The organism is Microcystis sp. M44BS1 (genome assembly GCF_020244875.1).
Lineage (GTDB): Bacteria > Cyanobacteriota > Cyanobacteriia > Cyanobacteriales > Microcystaceae > Microcystis > Microcystis panniformis.
In genome coordinates this window covers 1-13392 of sequence record NZ_JADBVM010000352.1, presented here as the reverse complement: position 1 = coordinate 13392, position 13392 = coordinate 1, and the positions used below count along the sequence as shown (strand labels likewise).

The 13392-nt window shown below is 41.5% G+C and carries 16 protein-coding genes; 9 read left to right on the top strand and 7 right to left on the bottom strand.

Features of this window, described 5'->3' with window-relative positions; all coding sequences use genetic code 11:
• Positions 1 to 199: 199 nt before the first annotated feature.
• Positions 200 to 1645, bottom strand: coding sequence for a precorrin-3B C(17)-methyltransferase (gene cobJ / locus IM515_RS25760; protein ID WP_287627761.1), 1446 nt, complete (start codon positions 1643 to 1645; stop codon positions 200 to 202).
• Entirely contained in the window at positions 1642 to 2370 is a 729-nt protein-coding gene (locus IM515_RS25755) for a Uma2 family endonuclease (protein WP_287627759.1), read from the bottom strand. Before IM515_RS25755 ends, cobJ begins: the two co-directional genes overlap by 4 nt.
• Positions 2371 to 2741: 371 nt before the next feature.
• Between IM515_RS25755 and IM515_RS25750 the strand changes: the two genes are divergently transcribed.
• Positions 2742 to 3449 (top strand): DUF8619 family protein, encoded by a 708-nt coding sequence (locus IM515_RS25750; RefSeq protein WP_287627758.1) that lies wholly within the window; start codon positions 2742 to 2744, stop codon positions 3447 to 3449.
• A 182-nt stretch (positions 3450 to 3631) separates the two neighbouring features.
• A complete protein-coding gene (locus IM515_RS25745; protein ID WP_002755834.1) occupies positions 3632 to 4060 on the top strand; it encodes a DUF29 domain-containing protein in 429 nt (142 codons plus the stop codon).
• 69 nt (positions 4061 to 4129) lie between these two features.
• Here IM515_RS25745 and IM515_RS25740 read toward each other — a convergent pair whose 3' ends face one another.
• Positions 4130 to 4618, bottom strand: a complete 489-nt coding sequence (locus IM515_RS25740; RefSeq protein ID WP_287627755.1) for a helix-turn-helix transcriptional regulator — start codon at positions 4616 to 4618, stop codon at positions 4130 to 4132.
• 130 nt (positions 4619 to 4748) lie between these two features.
• On the opposite strand from IM515_RS25740, the gene IM515_RS25735 reads away from it, so the two are divergent.
• The 3 genes from IM515_RS25735 (at position 4749) to IM515_RS25725 (ending at position 6210) form a co-directional block, all read left to right on the top strand.
• A complete protein-coding gene (locus IM515_RS25735; RefSeq protein WP_287627753.1) occupies positions 4749 to 5291 on the top strand; it encodes a hemolysin in 543 nt (180 codons plus the stop codon).
• Between the two features lie 365 nt (positions 5292 to 5656).
• On the top strand, positions 5657 to 5881 hold the full coding sequence (locus IM515_RS25730; RefSeq protein WP_002745983.1) for a DUF433 domain-containing protein: 225 nt from the start codon (positions 5657 to 5659) through the stop codon (positions 5879 to 5881).
• Positions 5878 to 6210, top strand: a complete 333-nt coding sequence (locus tag IM515_RS25725; RefSeq protein WP_072927574.1) for a DUF5615 family PIN-like protein — start codon at positions 5878 to 5880, stop codon at positions 6208 to 6210. Before IM515_RS25730 ends, IM515_RS25725 begins: the two co-directional genes overlap by 4 nt.
• Before the next feature lie 267 nt (positions 6211 to 6477).
• On the opposite strand, the gene IM515_RS25720 is transcribed toward IM515_RS25725, so the two are convergent.
• The gene (locus tag IM515_RS25720) at positions 6478 to 6648 is read right to left on the bottom strand and encodes a hypothetical protein (RefSeq protein ID WP_287698254.1); all 171 of its coding nucleotides are present in this window, start codon (positions 6646 to 6648) and stop codon (positions 6478 to 6480) included.
• A 515-nt stretch (positions 6649 to 7163) separates the two neighbouring features.
• Here IM515_RS25720 and IM515_RS25715 point away from each other — a divergent pair.
• From IM515_RS25715 to IM515_RS25705, 3 genes are all read left to right on the top strand, one after another.
• Positions 7164 to 7901 (top strand): septal ring lytic transglycosylase RlpA family protein, encoded by a 738-nt coding sequence (locus IM515_RS25715; protein WP_287627752.1) that lies wholly within the window; start codon positions 7164 to 7166, stop codon positions 7899 to 7901.
• 60 nt (positions 7902 to 7961) lie between these two features.
• Complete coding sequence (locus IM515_RS25710) at positions 7962 to 8663, top strand: ABC transporter ATP-binding protein (protein WP_002764664.1); 702 nt, start codon at positions 7962 to 7964, stop codon at positions 8661 to 8663.
• 123 nt (positions 8664 to 8786) lie between these two features.
• Positions 8787 to 10448: an NAD(P)H-quinone oxidoreductase subunit 4 gene (locus IM515_RS25705; RefSeq protein WP_271972416.1), complete on the top strand. Its 1662-nt coding sequence runs from the start codon at positions 8787 to 8789 to the stop codon at positions 10446 to 10448.
• A gap of 262 nt (positions 10449 to 10710) precedes the next feature.
• On the opposite strand, the gene IM515_RS25700 is transcribed toward IM515_RS25705, so the two are convergent.
• From IM515_RS25700 to IM515_RS25690, 3 genes are read right to left on the bottom strand one after another with little or no spacing between them, the layout of a single operon-like run.
• Positions 10711 to 11109 (bottom strand): helix-turn-helix domain-containing protein, encoded by a 399-nt coding sequence (locus IM515_RS25700; protein ID WP_002788855.1) that lies wholly within the window; start codon positions 11107 to 11109, stop codon positions 10711 to 10713.
• A complete protein-coding gene (locus IM515_RS25695) occupies positions 11093 to 11392 on the bottom strand; it encodes a type II toxin-antitoxin system HigB family toxin (RefSeq protein WP_002788853.1) in 300 nt (99 codons plus the stop codon). Before IM515_RS25695 ends, IM515_RS25700 begins: the two co-directional genes overlap by 17 nt.
• Positions 11393 to 11448: 56 nt before the next feature.
• Positions 11449 to 11982 (bottom strand): helix-turn-helix domain-containing protein, encoded by a 534-nt coding sequence (locus IM515_RS25690; protein ID WP_002788851.1) that lies wholly within the window; start codon positions 11980 to 11982, stop codon positions 11449 to 11451.
• Between the two features lie 131 nt (positions 11983 to 12113).
• Between IM515_RS25690 and IM515_RS25685 the strand changes: the two genes are divergently transcribed.
• A complete protein-coding gene (locus tag IM515_RS25685) occupies positions 12114 to 12929 on the top strand; it encodes a PEP-CTERM sorting domain-containing protein (protein WP_287627749.1) in 816 nt (271 codons plus the stop codon).
• The last annotated feature ends 463 nt before the right edge of the window (positions 12930 to 13392 follow it).

Sequence of the window (13392 nt, the reverse complement as noted above, 5' to 3'; positions counted from 1 at the left end):
ATCTTTCCGAAAGTCCTTGACTTGTTTTAGTTTTTCTATTAAGCTCAACATATATTTGAAAGGTTGGCGGTCACTCCTCATTTTACCTGATAGTGATCGCTTTTACTTTTGATATTCTGATGGGAGAATGAAACAGCCCTAGGGGTTGGGGGGGGTCACACCCTGCCCCCACCAAGAAACTTTTTGCCGCAGACCCTACTTAATAGTGACGTGGAGTATAAACCCACTGCTTGGTTTTACCTTGCTCAATCAGGCGAGTTTTACTCGATCCGATCAAAATTATGGTTCGCATATCCGCATCGTTAATAGTCATATCCTCTAGGAATTTCACCGTCACTGTTTCCCCTTTTCGTCCTAAATTACGCGCTAATACCACGGGAGTTTGCGGCGATCGCCATTGTAATAAAATCTCTTTTGCCTTCTCCAATTGCCAAGTGCGCTCTTGAGACACAGGATTATAAAATGCGATCGCTAAATCGGCCCGGGCTGCTAACTCAATGCGCTGAGAAATCACCTGCCAAGATTTGAGAAGATCCGATAGGGAAATCGCACAAAAATCATGGCCTAAAGGTGCGCCAACCCTCGCAGCCGCCGCCTGCATCGCCGAAATCCCCGGACAGACCTGAATGGCAATCTGCTGCCATTCCTGTTTTGCTTTTTTTTCTAATACCTCAAATACGGCCGCAGCCATGGCATAAATTCCCGGATCTCCAGAAGAAACTAAGACAACTGATCGCCCCTTAGCCGCTAAATCTAGGGCAATTTCCGCGCGATCGAGTTCCACCCGATTATCCGATTCATGGCGGACAATTTCTGGTTTTCTCAGGGATTCTACCAAATCCAAATAGGTTTTATAACCCACCCAATCCGTGGCTTTTTCCAACACTTCTCGAACTTCCGGCGACATCCAATTTAGCGCACCCGGTCCAGTTCCGACTATGGCTAATTTACCTTGACTTTCGTTGGTAAAATCCCCCTGGGAAAAACTGGATTTTTTCCTAATTTGCTGGCTTTCTTCACAGAGATAAACTAAACAGTTACTGCTAGGTTTTGCCAAGTTTAAGTTATTTTTATCGATAATCTCAATGCTCAATTTTGCCACTGATGAAATTGGTAAATTACTATTTTTTAACCAGTCCGCTTCACCGATTAATTTTACTTCTTCACCCGCCAATAAATCGGACAGAAACTTCTTAGCATCATCGGGATTAACTAACTGATAACCCGGCGGTGGCGACAATAAAGTCGTTTTAAATCTAATATCACCAGTGGTGGTAATTGCGGGGGAAATTTGCCAAACCGAGGCAATTTGACGAGCCAGATCATTAACCCCTTGTAAACCCCCCAACAAAGGCACTACGGCGCTGCCATCTTCTGCGATTGCTAATACAGGCGGTTCTTGCCATTTATTAGTTAATAAAGGTGCTACAGTGCGAATTAAAATACCCGCCGCACAAATGCCAATAATTGGCGTTCCCGTCTGGAAAAATTCTCGCACTGTTTCGCCAAAATTAGTATAGGTAAAATCAGCCGACTGGGTACGATTTATTAACCCATAAACCACTGCTTCTGGTAGGGCCATTTGCACTTGACGAGCCACGGGAATACTGGTTTCTCCTAAAATGAGAATAGCTGGAGGTTTCATTTGGCTTCCTCTGACTGCGCTGCGGTTAACTTTTGGATAAATTCTTGATGTTCTACCGAGTTAATTCCAGCTTTTAAGATGTCCAACACCCGTGACATATTGCCGTTGAGCATGGCTGAAATATCTAACCACAAACCCGGAAATACTAGAGAGCAAATCACTCCTTCTTGGTTGGGTAACAAAGAAATATAATCGCCATCTTGTAAACTAAACCAATCAATTTTTTGGTCAAATACTTGCCAAACAAGGTATTCTTGAATGCCACTGCGTCGATAAGCACGTTTTTTATCACCTAAATCTATGGCGGCACTACTAGCGGCAATTTCTACCACTAATTCCGGCGATCCTTCTAGGTATCCCTCTACACTTAGAGTTGATTTTCCCCCGCTTTCTTGACTGATTAATAACACCCCATCCGGCTGTAATTCGTTGTCGATATCCAAGCGAACTGTTGGCTCAATACCCATTTGTACTTGGGGGGTAGCAGCTTGATAAACTCCCAACCAAGTGATTAAACGTCCGTGGGGTTCAGCATGAAATTTAAACCTTAATGGGGATGCCATATACACAACTCCTTCGATAAGTTCGGCTTTTTTTAATCCTGGCATAGCTTGATAACGGCGCTCGAATTCGGGACGAATTAAGCGATCCCCATTTTCTAACGGGGGTAAATGTTGAGTGGTTACAGTCTGAGAAGTTAAGGATTTAACTGGAGAAGAAGTCATGGTGGCAGTCTTTGGGAACAAAACAGCATTGATTTTATTATAGATTGTTTCATTGGACTTCTTGAGGGATTTAATTTTTAACTGAAATTTTGCCAGAAGTCCTGAGCTTTTAGCGATGGTATGAATGGCGACCAACAGATAGACAATTACCCAAAACTATAGCATTTATCTTAGTGATGAGGTACAAAATTTTCCTTTTGGGAAGTCGGTAGTCGATACCAAATTAGGTTACACTTCATCTAGTTATGAGAAACGCTGTCATAACTGATGTAGCGCACCTAAAGGAAAGGTAAACGTCCTCTTCTAGAGCCTACCGATTCACGAATCAATTAGGCACACTATAACTGATAACTGATAATCGATAACTGATAATGTTGGTTCCCCTTACCCGTCAATCGATCGAGCAAATTGTCCCAATTATCGCCACAGGTCCCCAGTACGCTCACTATTGGGGTAAATGGTCTGATTGTCTGCGCCGTTTATTCATTTCTATCATCGCTCTCACCGCAGCTTGGTTAATCGGTAATTTATTCGGCCCTGGTGGTTTAACAATTAAACTGATTTTCGACATTATCGCCGGTTTATATTGGCTCTGGGGTCCGGTTTATTGGGCCAGTGTTCGCAATAATACCTATCGTCGTCTTCCCTACGGGGGGTTTTGGCGCGGTCGCGTTTTCGATGCTTTTGTAACCGAGGAATTAATCGGGGAAGAAGAAAGGGTCAATAAACGCGGGGAATTAGAGATTATCGAAAATCGCCAACGCTGTATTAATCTAGAAATCGGTGATCAAACTGGCTTTTCGGCGATCGTTCGCGCTCCCCTCAAACGCATCCATAAATCGATCCGTCCTGGGATGGTGGCCGAAGCTTTGTTAATGTCTCGAGACCCCGATTTAGGGGATATCAATCAGCTTTCTGATGTCCATCTTCCCCAACTCGACCAGTGGATAGGGGAATATCCTGTGCTGCGACGGGATATTTTTCAGCAAGTTAGTCGCGAATTAGGAGGGGGAAAAGAACCCCGGCCAAAACCTTCTCGTTATTCTAATAATGTCATCCGAAGACGCAAAACCCGTTAATGGTTCGGCGATCGCTGAGAAAACACCGGTTTCTCGGCTATCAATGAATAATAATCAATTAAATGGTCTATTTACATATTTTAGTCCATTTAATCCTTATTTTTGCCGTTTTTGAACCATCAAAAATTAATTATGCAAGAGGTTCAATATAATGTTAATTGAGCTTAGAAGGAGATAAATTGATGACGGCATCCTATGAGCAAGACTTTGGACTTTGGGCCGAACAAATGGCCGATTTATTAGCCTCTGGTCGGTTTTCCGAGTTAGATATTGAGAATTTAGTCGAAGAGGTGCGGGATTTGTCGAAACGGGAGCGCGATCGCTTACTCGCTAGTCTAAGATTAATTTTGCATCATTTATTAAAGTGGGACTATCAACCCCAACGGCGATCGCACAGTTGGTTGGGAACTATTCAACGAGAAAGAGCTAATATTAGGCTTTATTTGGACGATAGCCCCAGTTTAAGGCGATATTTAACCGATGAAAGCCTATTTAAACTCTATGCTGTTGCTTGTTCCGATGCCTTTAGAGAGACGGGATTAGAGTTTCCCCCCGTTTGTCCCTACGGTATTGAGGATATTTTAAATCGTTCTCTTCATTTGTCGGAATGATAGGCGAATCTCCTCACCTAACGACTGTATCTTAGAATACATTGTGCCTACCAAAACCAGCCGAAACCCCTAGTGATTTTCTTCTTCTCTATTTTCAATATTTATTGCTGACATTTCTGAAGGCAAAGGAGTTGCTAAACGAATATTGACATCAATCATCAATTGATTTTTTTCAATCTTTATATTCGCTCTTTTCACAACAATGAAGGCAGAAATAGAATCACTGGCATCGTATTCAAGAGAAAAATCTCTTTTATAACCAGCGTCCTCTAACCATTCAGCAATATTACGCCAATTCTCTACCTTGCCATTATTATTACCCACCAGTTCTTTAACGTATTGATAGAGTGTAGTACATAAATCTACCTCAACGCCTTTACGACTCTTCTTGAGTTTTTCAGCAATTTCTGTGGGACTATAACCGCAGAGTAATCCTTGTAAATGTTTTTTTTCAGTAGGAGTCAGTCGCTTTCCCTTAACAGAAGCAAGATCAAGATAAAGAGTTTCTAAGTCCCGTTGACTCATAGATCGGGAAAAAGGGTCATTATTGGTATCCATAAATTTTTGCCTAAAAATTTCCTAGTCAGATTCTAGCATAATTCCTAGTGTTGACTAATTGAATGATGTAGAACTATAACTTATTGTAAATGATTAGTAAACAACCACTTTTTAATTGAGGTAATTAAATATGCCTAGTTATACTCCTCCTACCAGTTATACTGGTACTAAAAATGGCGATATAATCTACGGATCTGCTCAAAATGATTATATTTTTGGGGCTGGTGGGCGTGATCATTTATATGGCGGTCTTGGAAATGATACTCTTGCGGGAGGTGAAGGAAATGACTATCTTGATGGAGGCGATGGTGACGATATTTTGCAAGGATCGGACACTCTTAATTATTACTACGGCATCCCCGGTCTAACTGTCCCAGAATATGATACTTTAGTTGGAGGTGCGGGTCGTGATACATTTGTAATTGGGAATAATCGAGGTAATCTTAATATGGGACCAGGTTATGCAGTAATAGCTGATTTTACCTCTTTTGTTGATCGCATTCAAGTTAAAGTAAGTGGAGTATCTGCAGTAACTGGTATTACTCTTAAAAAACAAAATATGGTTGGAGGAGGTGCTTCAGATACACTTATTTATAATGGTACAGATTTGATAGCAGTTGTTCAAGATAATAGTAGTTTACAATTAAATAGTAGTTATTTTAACTTTGTTTAATGCAACTATCAGATTTTTTAGGGTGCGTTAGGTGGCCACCAATTCTGTTAAAAAACCAAAATCAATAATCCGCGCCCCACGTACCAACTTTGTCATTAAATTGGTGCGTTACGCTTACGCTAACGCACCCTACGAATTAGCTTGTAGGGTGCGTGTTTGCGGCTACTAATTCTGTTAAAAAACCAAAATTAACAATCTGCACCCGACGCAGCAAATTTATTATTAAATTGGTGCATTATGCTTTCGCACTTTACACCCTAAGAGTGGTACGAAGTTGAAGGGTGATCGTTCTTGTCGGTGGGGTGGAGTGCGATCTCTGTCATCGAATAAGATATAATTGGGAAGGTCAAAATAATTAAAGCATTATGAGTTACCAAAACATTATTACCATTGAACCAGGAAAACGAAGCGGAAAACCCTGCATTCGAGGAATGCGTATAACTGTGTACGATATTCTAGAATATTTAGCAGCAGGAATGACAGAAGCAGAAATTCTTGAGGATTTTTCAGAATTAACTTCCGAGGATATCAAAGCTTGTTTGGCTTTTGCTGCTGATCGAGAGAAAAAATTATTTATCACCTCTTTATGAAACTGTTATTAGATGAAAATTTGTCAGATCGGATTATTGATAAAATAATTGATTTATATGCTGATTCTCAGCACGTCAAGACTTTAGGACTGATCAATACTGATGATGCACTTATCTGGGAATTTGCCAAATTCAACGATTTTGTAATTGTCTCTAAAGACTCCGATTTTCATCAGCGCAGTCTATTATATGGTCATCCACCAAAATTTATCTATCTTCGTATTGGTAATAGTCCCACTTCAAAAATTATCGAAATTTTAAGAGGTTATTTTTTAATTATTGTTGAATTTTTTGATAGTGAAACAGAAAGTCTGTTGATATTAGGTTGAGTGCGATCGCATCATTTTGCGATCGCCTAATCTTGTAGGGTGCGTTAGGCGGTTACTAATTTTGATGAAAAACCAAAATTAACAATCCGCACCCCACGCACCAACTTTGTCATTAAATTGGTGCGTTACTGCGATTAATTTTCTAACTGGATTGACCTAAGGAAACCCAACACACAATTAGATAGAGTTTGCCGAAAAAGCTTTTCGTGGGGTTAGGAGTCGGTCTTCAGTATCCAGTATTCAGTGATTCAGATGCGGGTTTTCAGTTCACTGTTCACAGCAAAATACTCCCCAATCCCCCACTTCCCCAATCCCCCCCTTCCCCAACCCCCCACTTCCCCAATCCCCCACTCCCCCACTTCCCCAATCCCCCACTTCCCCAATCCCCCACTTCCCTATCCCTTTTAAACAGGATTTAGTATTAGCCTGTATCAGCATTTCTGATTCTATAGTTAAGTTTGGCTAATAACAGCTTATTTTTAGTTGCTTGTCAAGCCCCTATTATAATTTTTAATCTCTGACCCTTGGTCTGATTTAACATTGATCTTAAAAATCTGGTTTTTTGTAGCGAAGAAAACAGTTTTATTAACCATTATCTGCATACATAGAGGGAAATCGCGGAGGGCTGATAATCCTTGAAAGCCTTATCAATACTAGCATTATTCCCTCTCAAAATTTCACTAATTCCCCAAGTTTTCCTAACCTTGACCCCCTCTAGGAGACAAAAAATTCAAAACCTACTATCTTAACTTAGTTCTTAGCGCAAGTCAACCCTTTATTTAAATTTTTGATTCTCTTGCCCGATAACGATATAAATTCTCGTAATGACCAACCGATTTTCCGTGATACGGTTGAACAGAACGCAACCAAGTTAGCTTTGCAAGCAAAAAGGAATGTTAGCAAATTCCTTCAGCTTTGCATTGGGAACTTGCTAACGCACAATAAGAAAGTCTATGAATAAACAACTGATCAACAAACTACAAGCTGTAACTGCCCTTACCGTAGTGGGGACTACAGCCTCGATAATTTGTTCCCAGACAGCAGGACACAGCAACAGCCTGACGGATATTAGCGTAGGTCGTCAAACTGTTATCGAGTCAACTACTCAAACCGTTCTGTCCGCTTTTTCTAATAGTCGAACATTCGATTCAGATATTAAATTATCACGTTCGGTTCAAGATAATGCTAACGAAATTCTAAAAACTTTGGAGTCCCTAGTGGACAAAGAAAATACCGTCCCCGCAAGCGTTACACCCTGGACCCAAGAGGCCATTCCTTCGACGATACAACCCCAATCACAACCCAATCAAGTCAAACCAGTCCCGGCCAGCAATCCTACCTCAGTGACACCGCCAGAGAAGCCGAAAACAACCCAAGGGACAAAAACCAGCAGTCGCCCCCGTAAACGGGGAATGGCCTCTTGGTATGGTTCCGGTTTCCACGGTCGTCGCACCGCTAGTGGTGAGACTTTTAACTCTGGTGGTTTAACCGCCGCCCATCGCTATCTACCTTTCGGCACTAGGGTTAGGGTAACTAATCTGCGTAACGGGCGCTCGGTGGTGGTGCGAATTAATGATCGCGGTCCGTTTAGCGGTGGTCGCGTCATCGACCTCTCCAGAGGTGCGGCAGCGATTATCGGTGTCTTCCAGTCGGGAGTTGCCCCAGTGGTCTTGGAAGTTTTAGGCAGATAATCAGTTATCAGTTATCAGTTATCACTGCTATAGTGATCCTATTGGGATTTGACGGGGTTTATGTTAGAAATTAACGATTTATCGGTTAATTATGGCGGAATAAAGGCATTACAGCAGGTTAGTTTAAGGGTAGAAACGGGGGAAATTGTCACCCTGATTGGAGCGAACGGAGCAGGAAAAACGACGACTCTAAAGACGATATCTCGGCTTTTAACAGCAAAGACGGGGCGAATAATCTATCAGGGTCAAGATATTACCCATTTACCGCCCCATGAAATCGTTAAACGGGGAATTGCCCATAGTCCAGAAGGGAGAAGAATCTTAGCTCGTCAAACAGTCTTGACAAATTTGCAGTTAGGTGCTTATACGAGAAGCGATCGCCTAGGAGTAAAAAGTGATATCGAAGAGCAGTGGCAACTGTTTCCCCGACTATCGGAGCGCCGAGAGCAGTTAGCGGGAACCCTAAGCGGTGGGGAACAGCAGATGCTGGCGATCGCCAGAGCTTTAATGAGTCGTCCCAAGTTATTGTTACTAGACGAACCCAGTTTAGGACTAGCGCCGCAGATAGTGCGAGAAATCTTCAGTATTATCCGTCAATTAAACGAATCGGGAGTAACTATCCTGTTAGTGGAACAAAACGCCCATTTAGCCCTAGAAACTGCCAATCGCGGCTATGTTTTGGCAGCGGGACGCTTGACTATTGCGGGAGAAGCTGGGGATTTACTCAAGGATGAGCGAGTCAAACAAGCTTATTTGGGCTGATCAATCACAGTGCGGGGATCATTGAAGAAAATCTATAGTAAAACTTGGTAAAAAATATTAACAAAATTTTACAAAGTCGCATAGAATGAACACATAACGAAATAGGTATTTTTTCTTACTGCCATGCTAACGGCTAACTTCCCCTGGCTCACTGCCATCATTTTGCTCCCCTTGCTTGCCTCCTTCCTAATCCCTGTAATCCCCGACAAGGAAGGAAAAACTGTTCGTTGGTTCGCTCTTGGAGTCGGACTAGCAGACTTTATATTAATGTGTTACGTCTTTTTACAAAAATATGATTTAAGCAACCCCAACCTACAATTAGTAGAAAAAATCGATTGGGTTCCCCAAATTGGTTTAAGTTGGGCGGTGTCGGTGGATGGTATCTCGGCACCGTTAGTTTTATTAGCAGGATTGGTGACAACCCTTTCTATCTTGGCCGCGTGGCAAGTGGACCGCAAACCCCGTTTATTCTACTTCCTGATGCTGTTGCTCTACGCCGCTCAGATTGGTGTTTTCGTTGCCCAAGACTTATTATTATTCTTTTTAATGTGGGAAATCGAGTTAATTCCCGTTTATCTACTCGTTTCCATCTGGGGTGGTCAAAAACGTCGTTATGCCGCCACTAAATTCTTACTCTACACCGCCGCCGCTTCTATCTTCATCCTCGTTGCCGGTCTAGCCATGGCCCTCTACGGTGGTGGTGCCATGACCTTTGATATGGCGGAATTAGGATTTAAAGATTATCCCCTCGCTTTAGAATTAGTCCTTTACGCCGGTTTATTAATCGCTTTCGGAGTCAAACTCGCCATCTTCCCCCTCCATACTTGGCTCCCCGATGCTCACGGTGAAGCTTCTGCACCTGTATCGATGATTCTCGCTGGTGTTCTCCTTAAAATGGGTGGTTATGGTTTAATCCGCCTTAATATGGGGCTTTTACCCGATGCACATATCTACTTTGCTCCGATTCTAGCGATTCTCGGTGTCGTCAATATTATCTACGGTGCTTTCGCTTCCTTCGGTCAACAAAACATGAAACGCCGTCTCGCCTATTCCTCGGTTTCACACATGGGATTCGTCCTTTTAGGGATTGCTTCCTTTACCGATGTGGGTATTAGCGGTGCTATGTTACAAATGCTCTCCCACGGTTTAATTGCCGCCGTCTTATTCTTCCTTGCTGGTGTCACCTACGACCGCACCCATACCTTAGCTTTAAACGAGATGGGTGGGATTGCCCAAGCGATGCCGAAAGTCTTCGCTCTCTTTACTGCCGGCGCCATGGCTTCCCTAGCGTTACCCGGAATGAGCGGTTTTGCCAGTGAAATTACTGTATTCATCGGTGTCACTAGCAGTGACGTTTATAGCCAAACCTTCCGGGTTGTGACTGTCTTCCTCGCTTCCGTTGGTTTAATCCTCACCCCGATTTATCTACTCTCCATGCTTCGTCAAGTTTTCTACGGAGATGGTTCTTCCTGCGATATTACTAACATTCTCCCCAACAAAAGTAACGAACAGGCAGTTTGTTTTGGTACTAGCTGTGTCCTCCCTCATGAATCAGAATATAGTGACGCTAAACCCAGAGAAATCTTTATCGCTGTCTCTTTCCTCGCTTTGATTGTCGCTATCGGTTTCTATCCCCAACTGGCTACCCGTATCTACGATGTGAAAACGGTGGCAGTTAACTCGGAAGTGCGTCAAGCTTACACAGAAATCGCCGCTACTCGTCAAAATATCTACGCTGAAACTCAACCAGACGTAAGCGCCAAGGTTGCCAGTATATTCCAATAAATTGGCAAGTCTAAAGTGAATAGGTTATCGGGAGTGGAAATTCTGCTCCTGATTTTTTTTGGCGAGGAGATAATTAATTAGGGTTGGCTGAATAAATGTGAAATATAGACGAGGTAAGGGTTTTAGGGGTCTATTTCGCAAAACAAGTGCAAGATTTTCAGAGAATCGTGGTCTTGTAGGGGCGAAGCATTCGGGCATAACCTATCGCTGAAACCGTAGATTTCCTATCCGAATGCTTCGCCCCTACTTTTTGCCGCAAACCCTACATAAACAAACTATAATCTACATGAAAGAAATGTCCTAATAATTTCGCCTGTTCTTGGCTAATTGACCCTTTTCCTGCAATTAAACTAGAAGCAATTTTGTCAGAGCCAAGGATTATGGCTATGTCTTTCTTGTTAACGCTTTGTTGCTCCATCAAAAACAATAACATAGAATTAGGTGTGGTTGATTCTTGTAGATAAAAGCTTCTTTCAAAATTCTCAATTAAAAAAATTAGAAGCTCATAAAGTTCATCTTCTTCGGGAGTTCGATGCTGACGGTGCATCAATTCTTCGACAATAACCAGAGCTTTTTCATTTTCTGCTTCTGTTCTGATAACTTTAGGTAAATGGCGAGCTAGTAATTCTTTGTATTTTTCTGGATTAAAAGTAAGGGTCATTTTTCCATTGCTCCTTATCGTATTCAGCGTGAGTTAAAACATACTTGATATAAATTAGCCGCTTCTGATAATCGATACTGGTTATAAGGCGATAACGATTTCCTTTAATGTTAAAAACAGTAAAATTACCAACTGCTTCTGCTTGGGGAAATACTGTTTGAACCTCAACTAAATTATACCAAATTGCTTGACTGGCAATTTTATGCCAATTTTCTAAAGCTATTCGGGAATCAGCGTGTTTATTCGTAAATTCTCGTAATCTTCGATAGCTGATGACGTGCATTTATAAAAACAAACATAAATTATCTCTATTGTGTGGACAATGCTCATTAAATAAAATTAAGGAATACATTTTTTAACTTGCTCAAGAGACAATCCCAACGTACTAGCAATTTGCTCGGCCGTCAAGCCAAGCTCGACTAAGTTTGGAATAATTTCTAGTTTTGCTTTTTGTCTTTCTCTTTCCAGAATTGTCAGGCTTTCTTTAACATAAGGTATAGCAGTTTCTTCTATTATTGATTCAATATTTTCTGTCTCATAACTTTGTGAAGGATTAGCACAGAGGTTAATGTTACCGATTTGCACAGGATTAACCATATTGGAGTACGCATTTGCCACTCCTAATCTTTCAATAGTAGCACGGAAATTAGACTTATTTAAATCTTCTCCTAAAGCTTCGGAAAGAATGCGCCACAGTTGATAAGCTTCATCTTTAGTATGCCCTGCCGAACAATGATATTCTTCAGAAATATGGGTATATTTTTTTCCATTAAGGACTCCCTTCAGAATCGCAACTTGCAGACTGTCAAGATGTTGCCCCGTTTGTGCGAAAACTAGGTCATCCACGTATTTCAACACCGCTTGTACGTCCATTAACCTGTTGCTTCATACCTCTAACGCCCACCCGTTATTATCCGCTATAATCCGCTTTTTGTCAAGATTATTAATAAAACTCCCGCCTTTATCCGCCACCATCCGACTTTAGATTAGCTGAAATCAGGCTTATGCTTGAAGCAGGAATTGATGAGGCTAAAAGAATGGCTAATAAAATTACCACCATAACACTAGCTACTGGAGTTTTCCTCGGTTGTGCAGTCATTGAAACTCCCGTTGTAAATTCTGCTCCAACATTACTCGGACCAACTCCTTATCTTAGCTTTAATGATAGTCCATTTAAAAATGTTAACTTTAGCTATTTTTACCTTGAGAATTTTGAGGATGGTTCCCTGAATGTGCCAGGTGTTACAGCCTCTAGTGCTAGTGGCTTACCATTTGGCGTGGAAGGTCCAGGTTTTTATACAGATTCTGTTGATATTGACGACGGAGTGATTGATGGAAACGGGCAACAAGGTCATTATCTCGTTGAAGTAGGTAATGGAATAATAGGAGGCTTTAAATTTACTTTCAATGCCAATACTTTAGGAAACTTTCCTACTCATGTAGGTATTGTCTGGACAGATTCATATTCAAGCTTTGGCGGAATAGATCAAACACCACTAACTTTTGAAGGGTTTGATGCACAAGGAAATTCTTTAGGTACTATTGCACTTGGTCAGGGACAGATTGGCGATACCAGAAACGACGGAACAACAGTTGATGATCGCTTTTTTGGAGTTATCAATTTAGCAGGCATTTCAGCTATCTCAATATCTCAGACTTTAATCGATGGAGGCTTTGAAGTAGATCACTTAGAATATGGATCTGTTGCCAAATCTAGTCAAACTGTTTCTGAACCTTCCACTGTCTTTGGTTTATTAGGATTCGGTTTATTTGGACTAGGTGCAATCTGCAAGCGGACTGTTTCAGCTAATTGGATGTAATAGATTCTCCCGATCTCCCGGGGAGCATCCCACTTTTGCAATAAGCAATTGTACTTAGATGTGAAATGCTTATATGGCAAGCCTTTTCGGGAGTTCATAGATTTTTAACGGTTCTCTAAATTGTGTGATTGGAACCAGAATCGTTATACTAAATCCGGTTATTAAAGACTGATTATTTATTCCCCCTTTTGCATGAGTGCCTTTTGCCTGTCCTGATATGTAGCCTATGCTCAACGGATTTAGTATAACTTCTGCTGATCACCATAAGTGAGAGAAATTCACAAATATGAGATACACCCGATTGATAGTGAACACTCATTATATATCTGGACTTCCCCCGTATAAACATACTAGCTATGGCTAAAAGTCTTACAGAGCCTGAGTTAAAGCAATGAAATACTAATGAACTACTGGACACAAAATCCTGAAGTTCTTACGCCGATAGGGTTTGAGGCAAAAATTT

Bases quoted from the DNA above. Each gene is read 5' to 3' on its own strand.
- cobJ (WP_287627761.1), bottom strand. From the start codon at position 1,645: ATGAAACCTCCAGCTATTCTCATTTTAGGAGAAACCAGTATTCCCGTG.
- IM515_RS25755 (WP_287627759.1), bottom strand. From the start codon at position 2,370: ATGACTTCTTCTCCAGTTAAATCCTTAACTTCTCAGACTGTAACCACT.
- IM515_RS25750 (WP_287627758.1), top strand. From the start codon at position 2,742: ATGTTGGTTCCCCTTACCCGTCAATCGATCGAGCAAATTGTCCCAATT.
- IM515_RS25745 (WP_002755834.1), top strand. From the start codon at position 3,632: ATGACGGCATCCTATGAGCAAGACTTTGGACTTTGGGCCGAACAAATG.
- IM515_RS25740 (WP_287627755.1), bottom strand. From the start codon at position 4,618: ATGGATACCAATAATGACCCTTTTTCCCGATCTATGAGTCAACGGGAC.
- IM515_RS25735 (WP_287627753.1), top strand. From the start codon at position 4,749: ATGCCTAGTTATACTCCTCCTACCAGTTATACTGGTACTAAAAATGGC.
- IM515_RS25730 (WP_002745983.1), top strand. From the start codon at position 5,657: ATGAGTTACCAAAACATTATTACCATTGAACCAGGAAAACGAAGCGGA.
- IM515_RS25725 (WP_072927574.1), top strand. From the start codon at position 5,878: ATGAAACTGTTATTAGATGAAAATTTGTCAGATCGGATTATTGATAAA.
- IM515_RS25720 (WP_287698254.1), bottom strand. From the start codon at position 6,648: ATGCTGATACAGGCTAATACTAAATCCTGTTTAAAAGGGATAGGGAAG.
- IM515_RS25715 (WP_287627752.1), top strand. From the start codon at position 7,164: ATGAATAAACAACTGATCAACAAACTACAAGCTGTAACTGCCCTTACC.
- IM515_RS25710 (WP_002764664.1), top strand. From the start codon at position 7,962: ATGTTAGAAATTAACGATTTATCGGTTAATTATGGCGGAATAAAGGCA.
- IM515_RS25705 (WP_271972416.1), top strand. From the start codon at position 8,787: ATGCTAACGGCTAACTTCCCCTGGCTCACTGCCATCATTTTGCTCCCC.
- IM515_RS25700 (WP_002788855.1), bottom strand. From the start codon at position 11,109: ATGACCCTTACTTTTAATCCAGAAAAATACAAAGAATTACTAGCTCGC.
- IM515_RS25695 (WP_002788853.1), bottom strand. From the start codon at position 11,392: ATGCACGTCATCAGCTATCGAAGATTACGAGAATTTACGAATAAACAC.
- IM515_RS25690 (WP_002788851.1), bottom strand. From the start codon at position 11,982: ATGGACGTACAAGCGGTGTTGAAATACGTGGATGACCTAGTTTTCGCA.
- IM515_RS25685 (WP_287627749.1), top strand. From the start codon at position 12,114: ATGCTTGAAGCAGGAATTGATGAGGCTAAAAGAATGGCTAATAAAATT.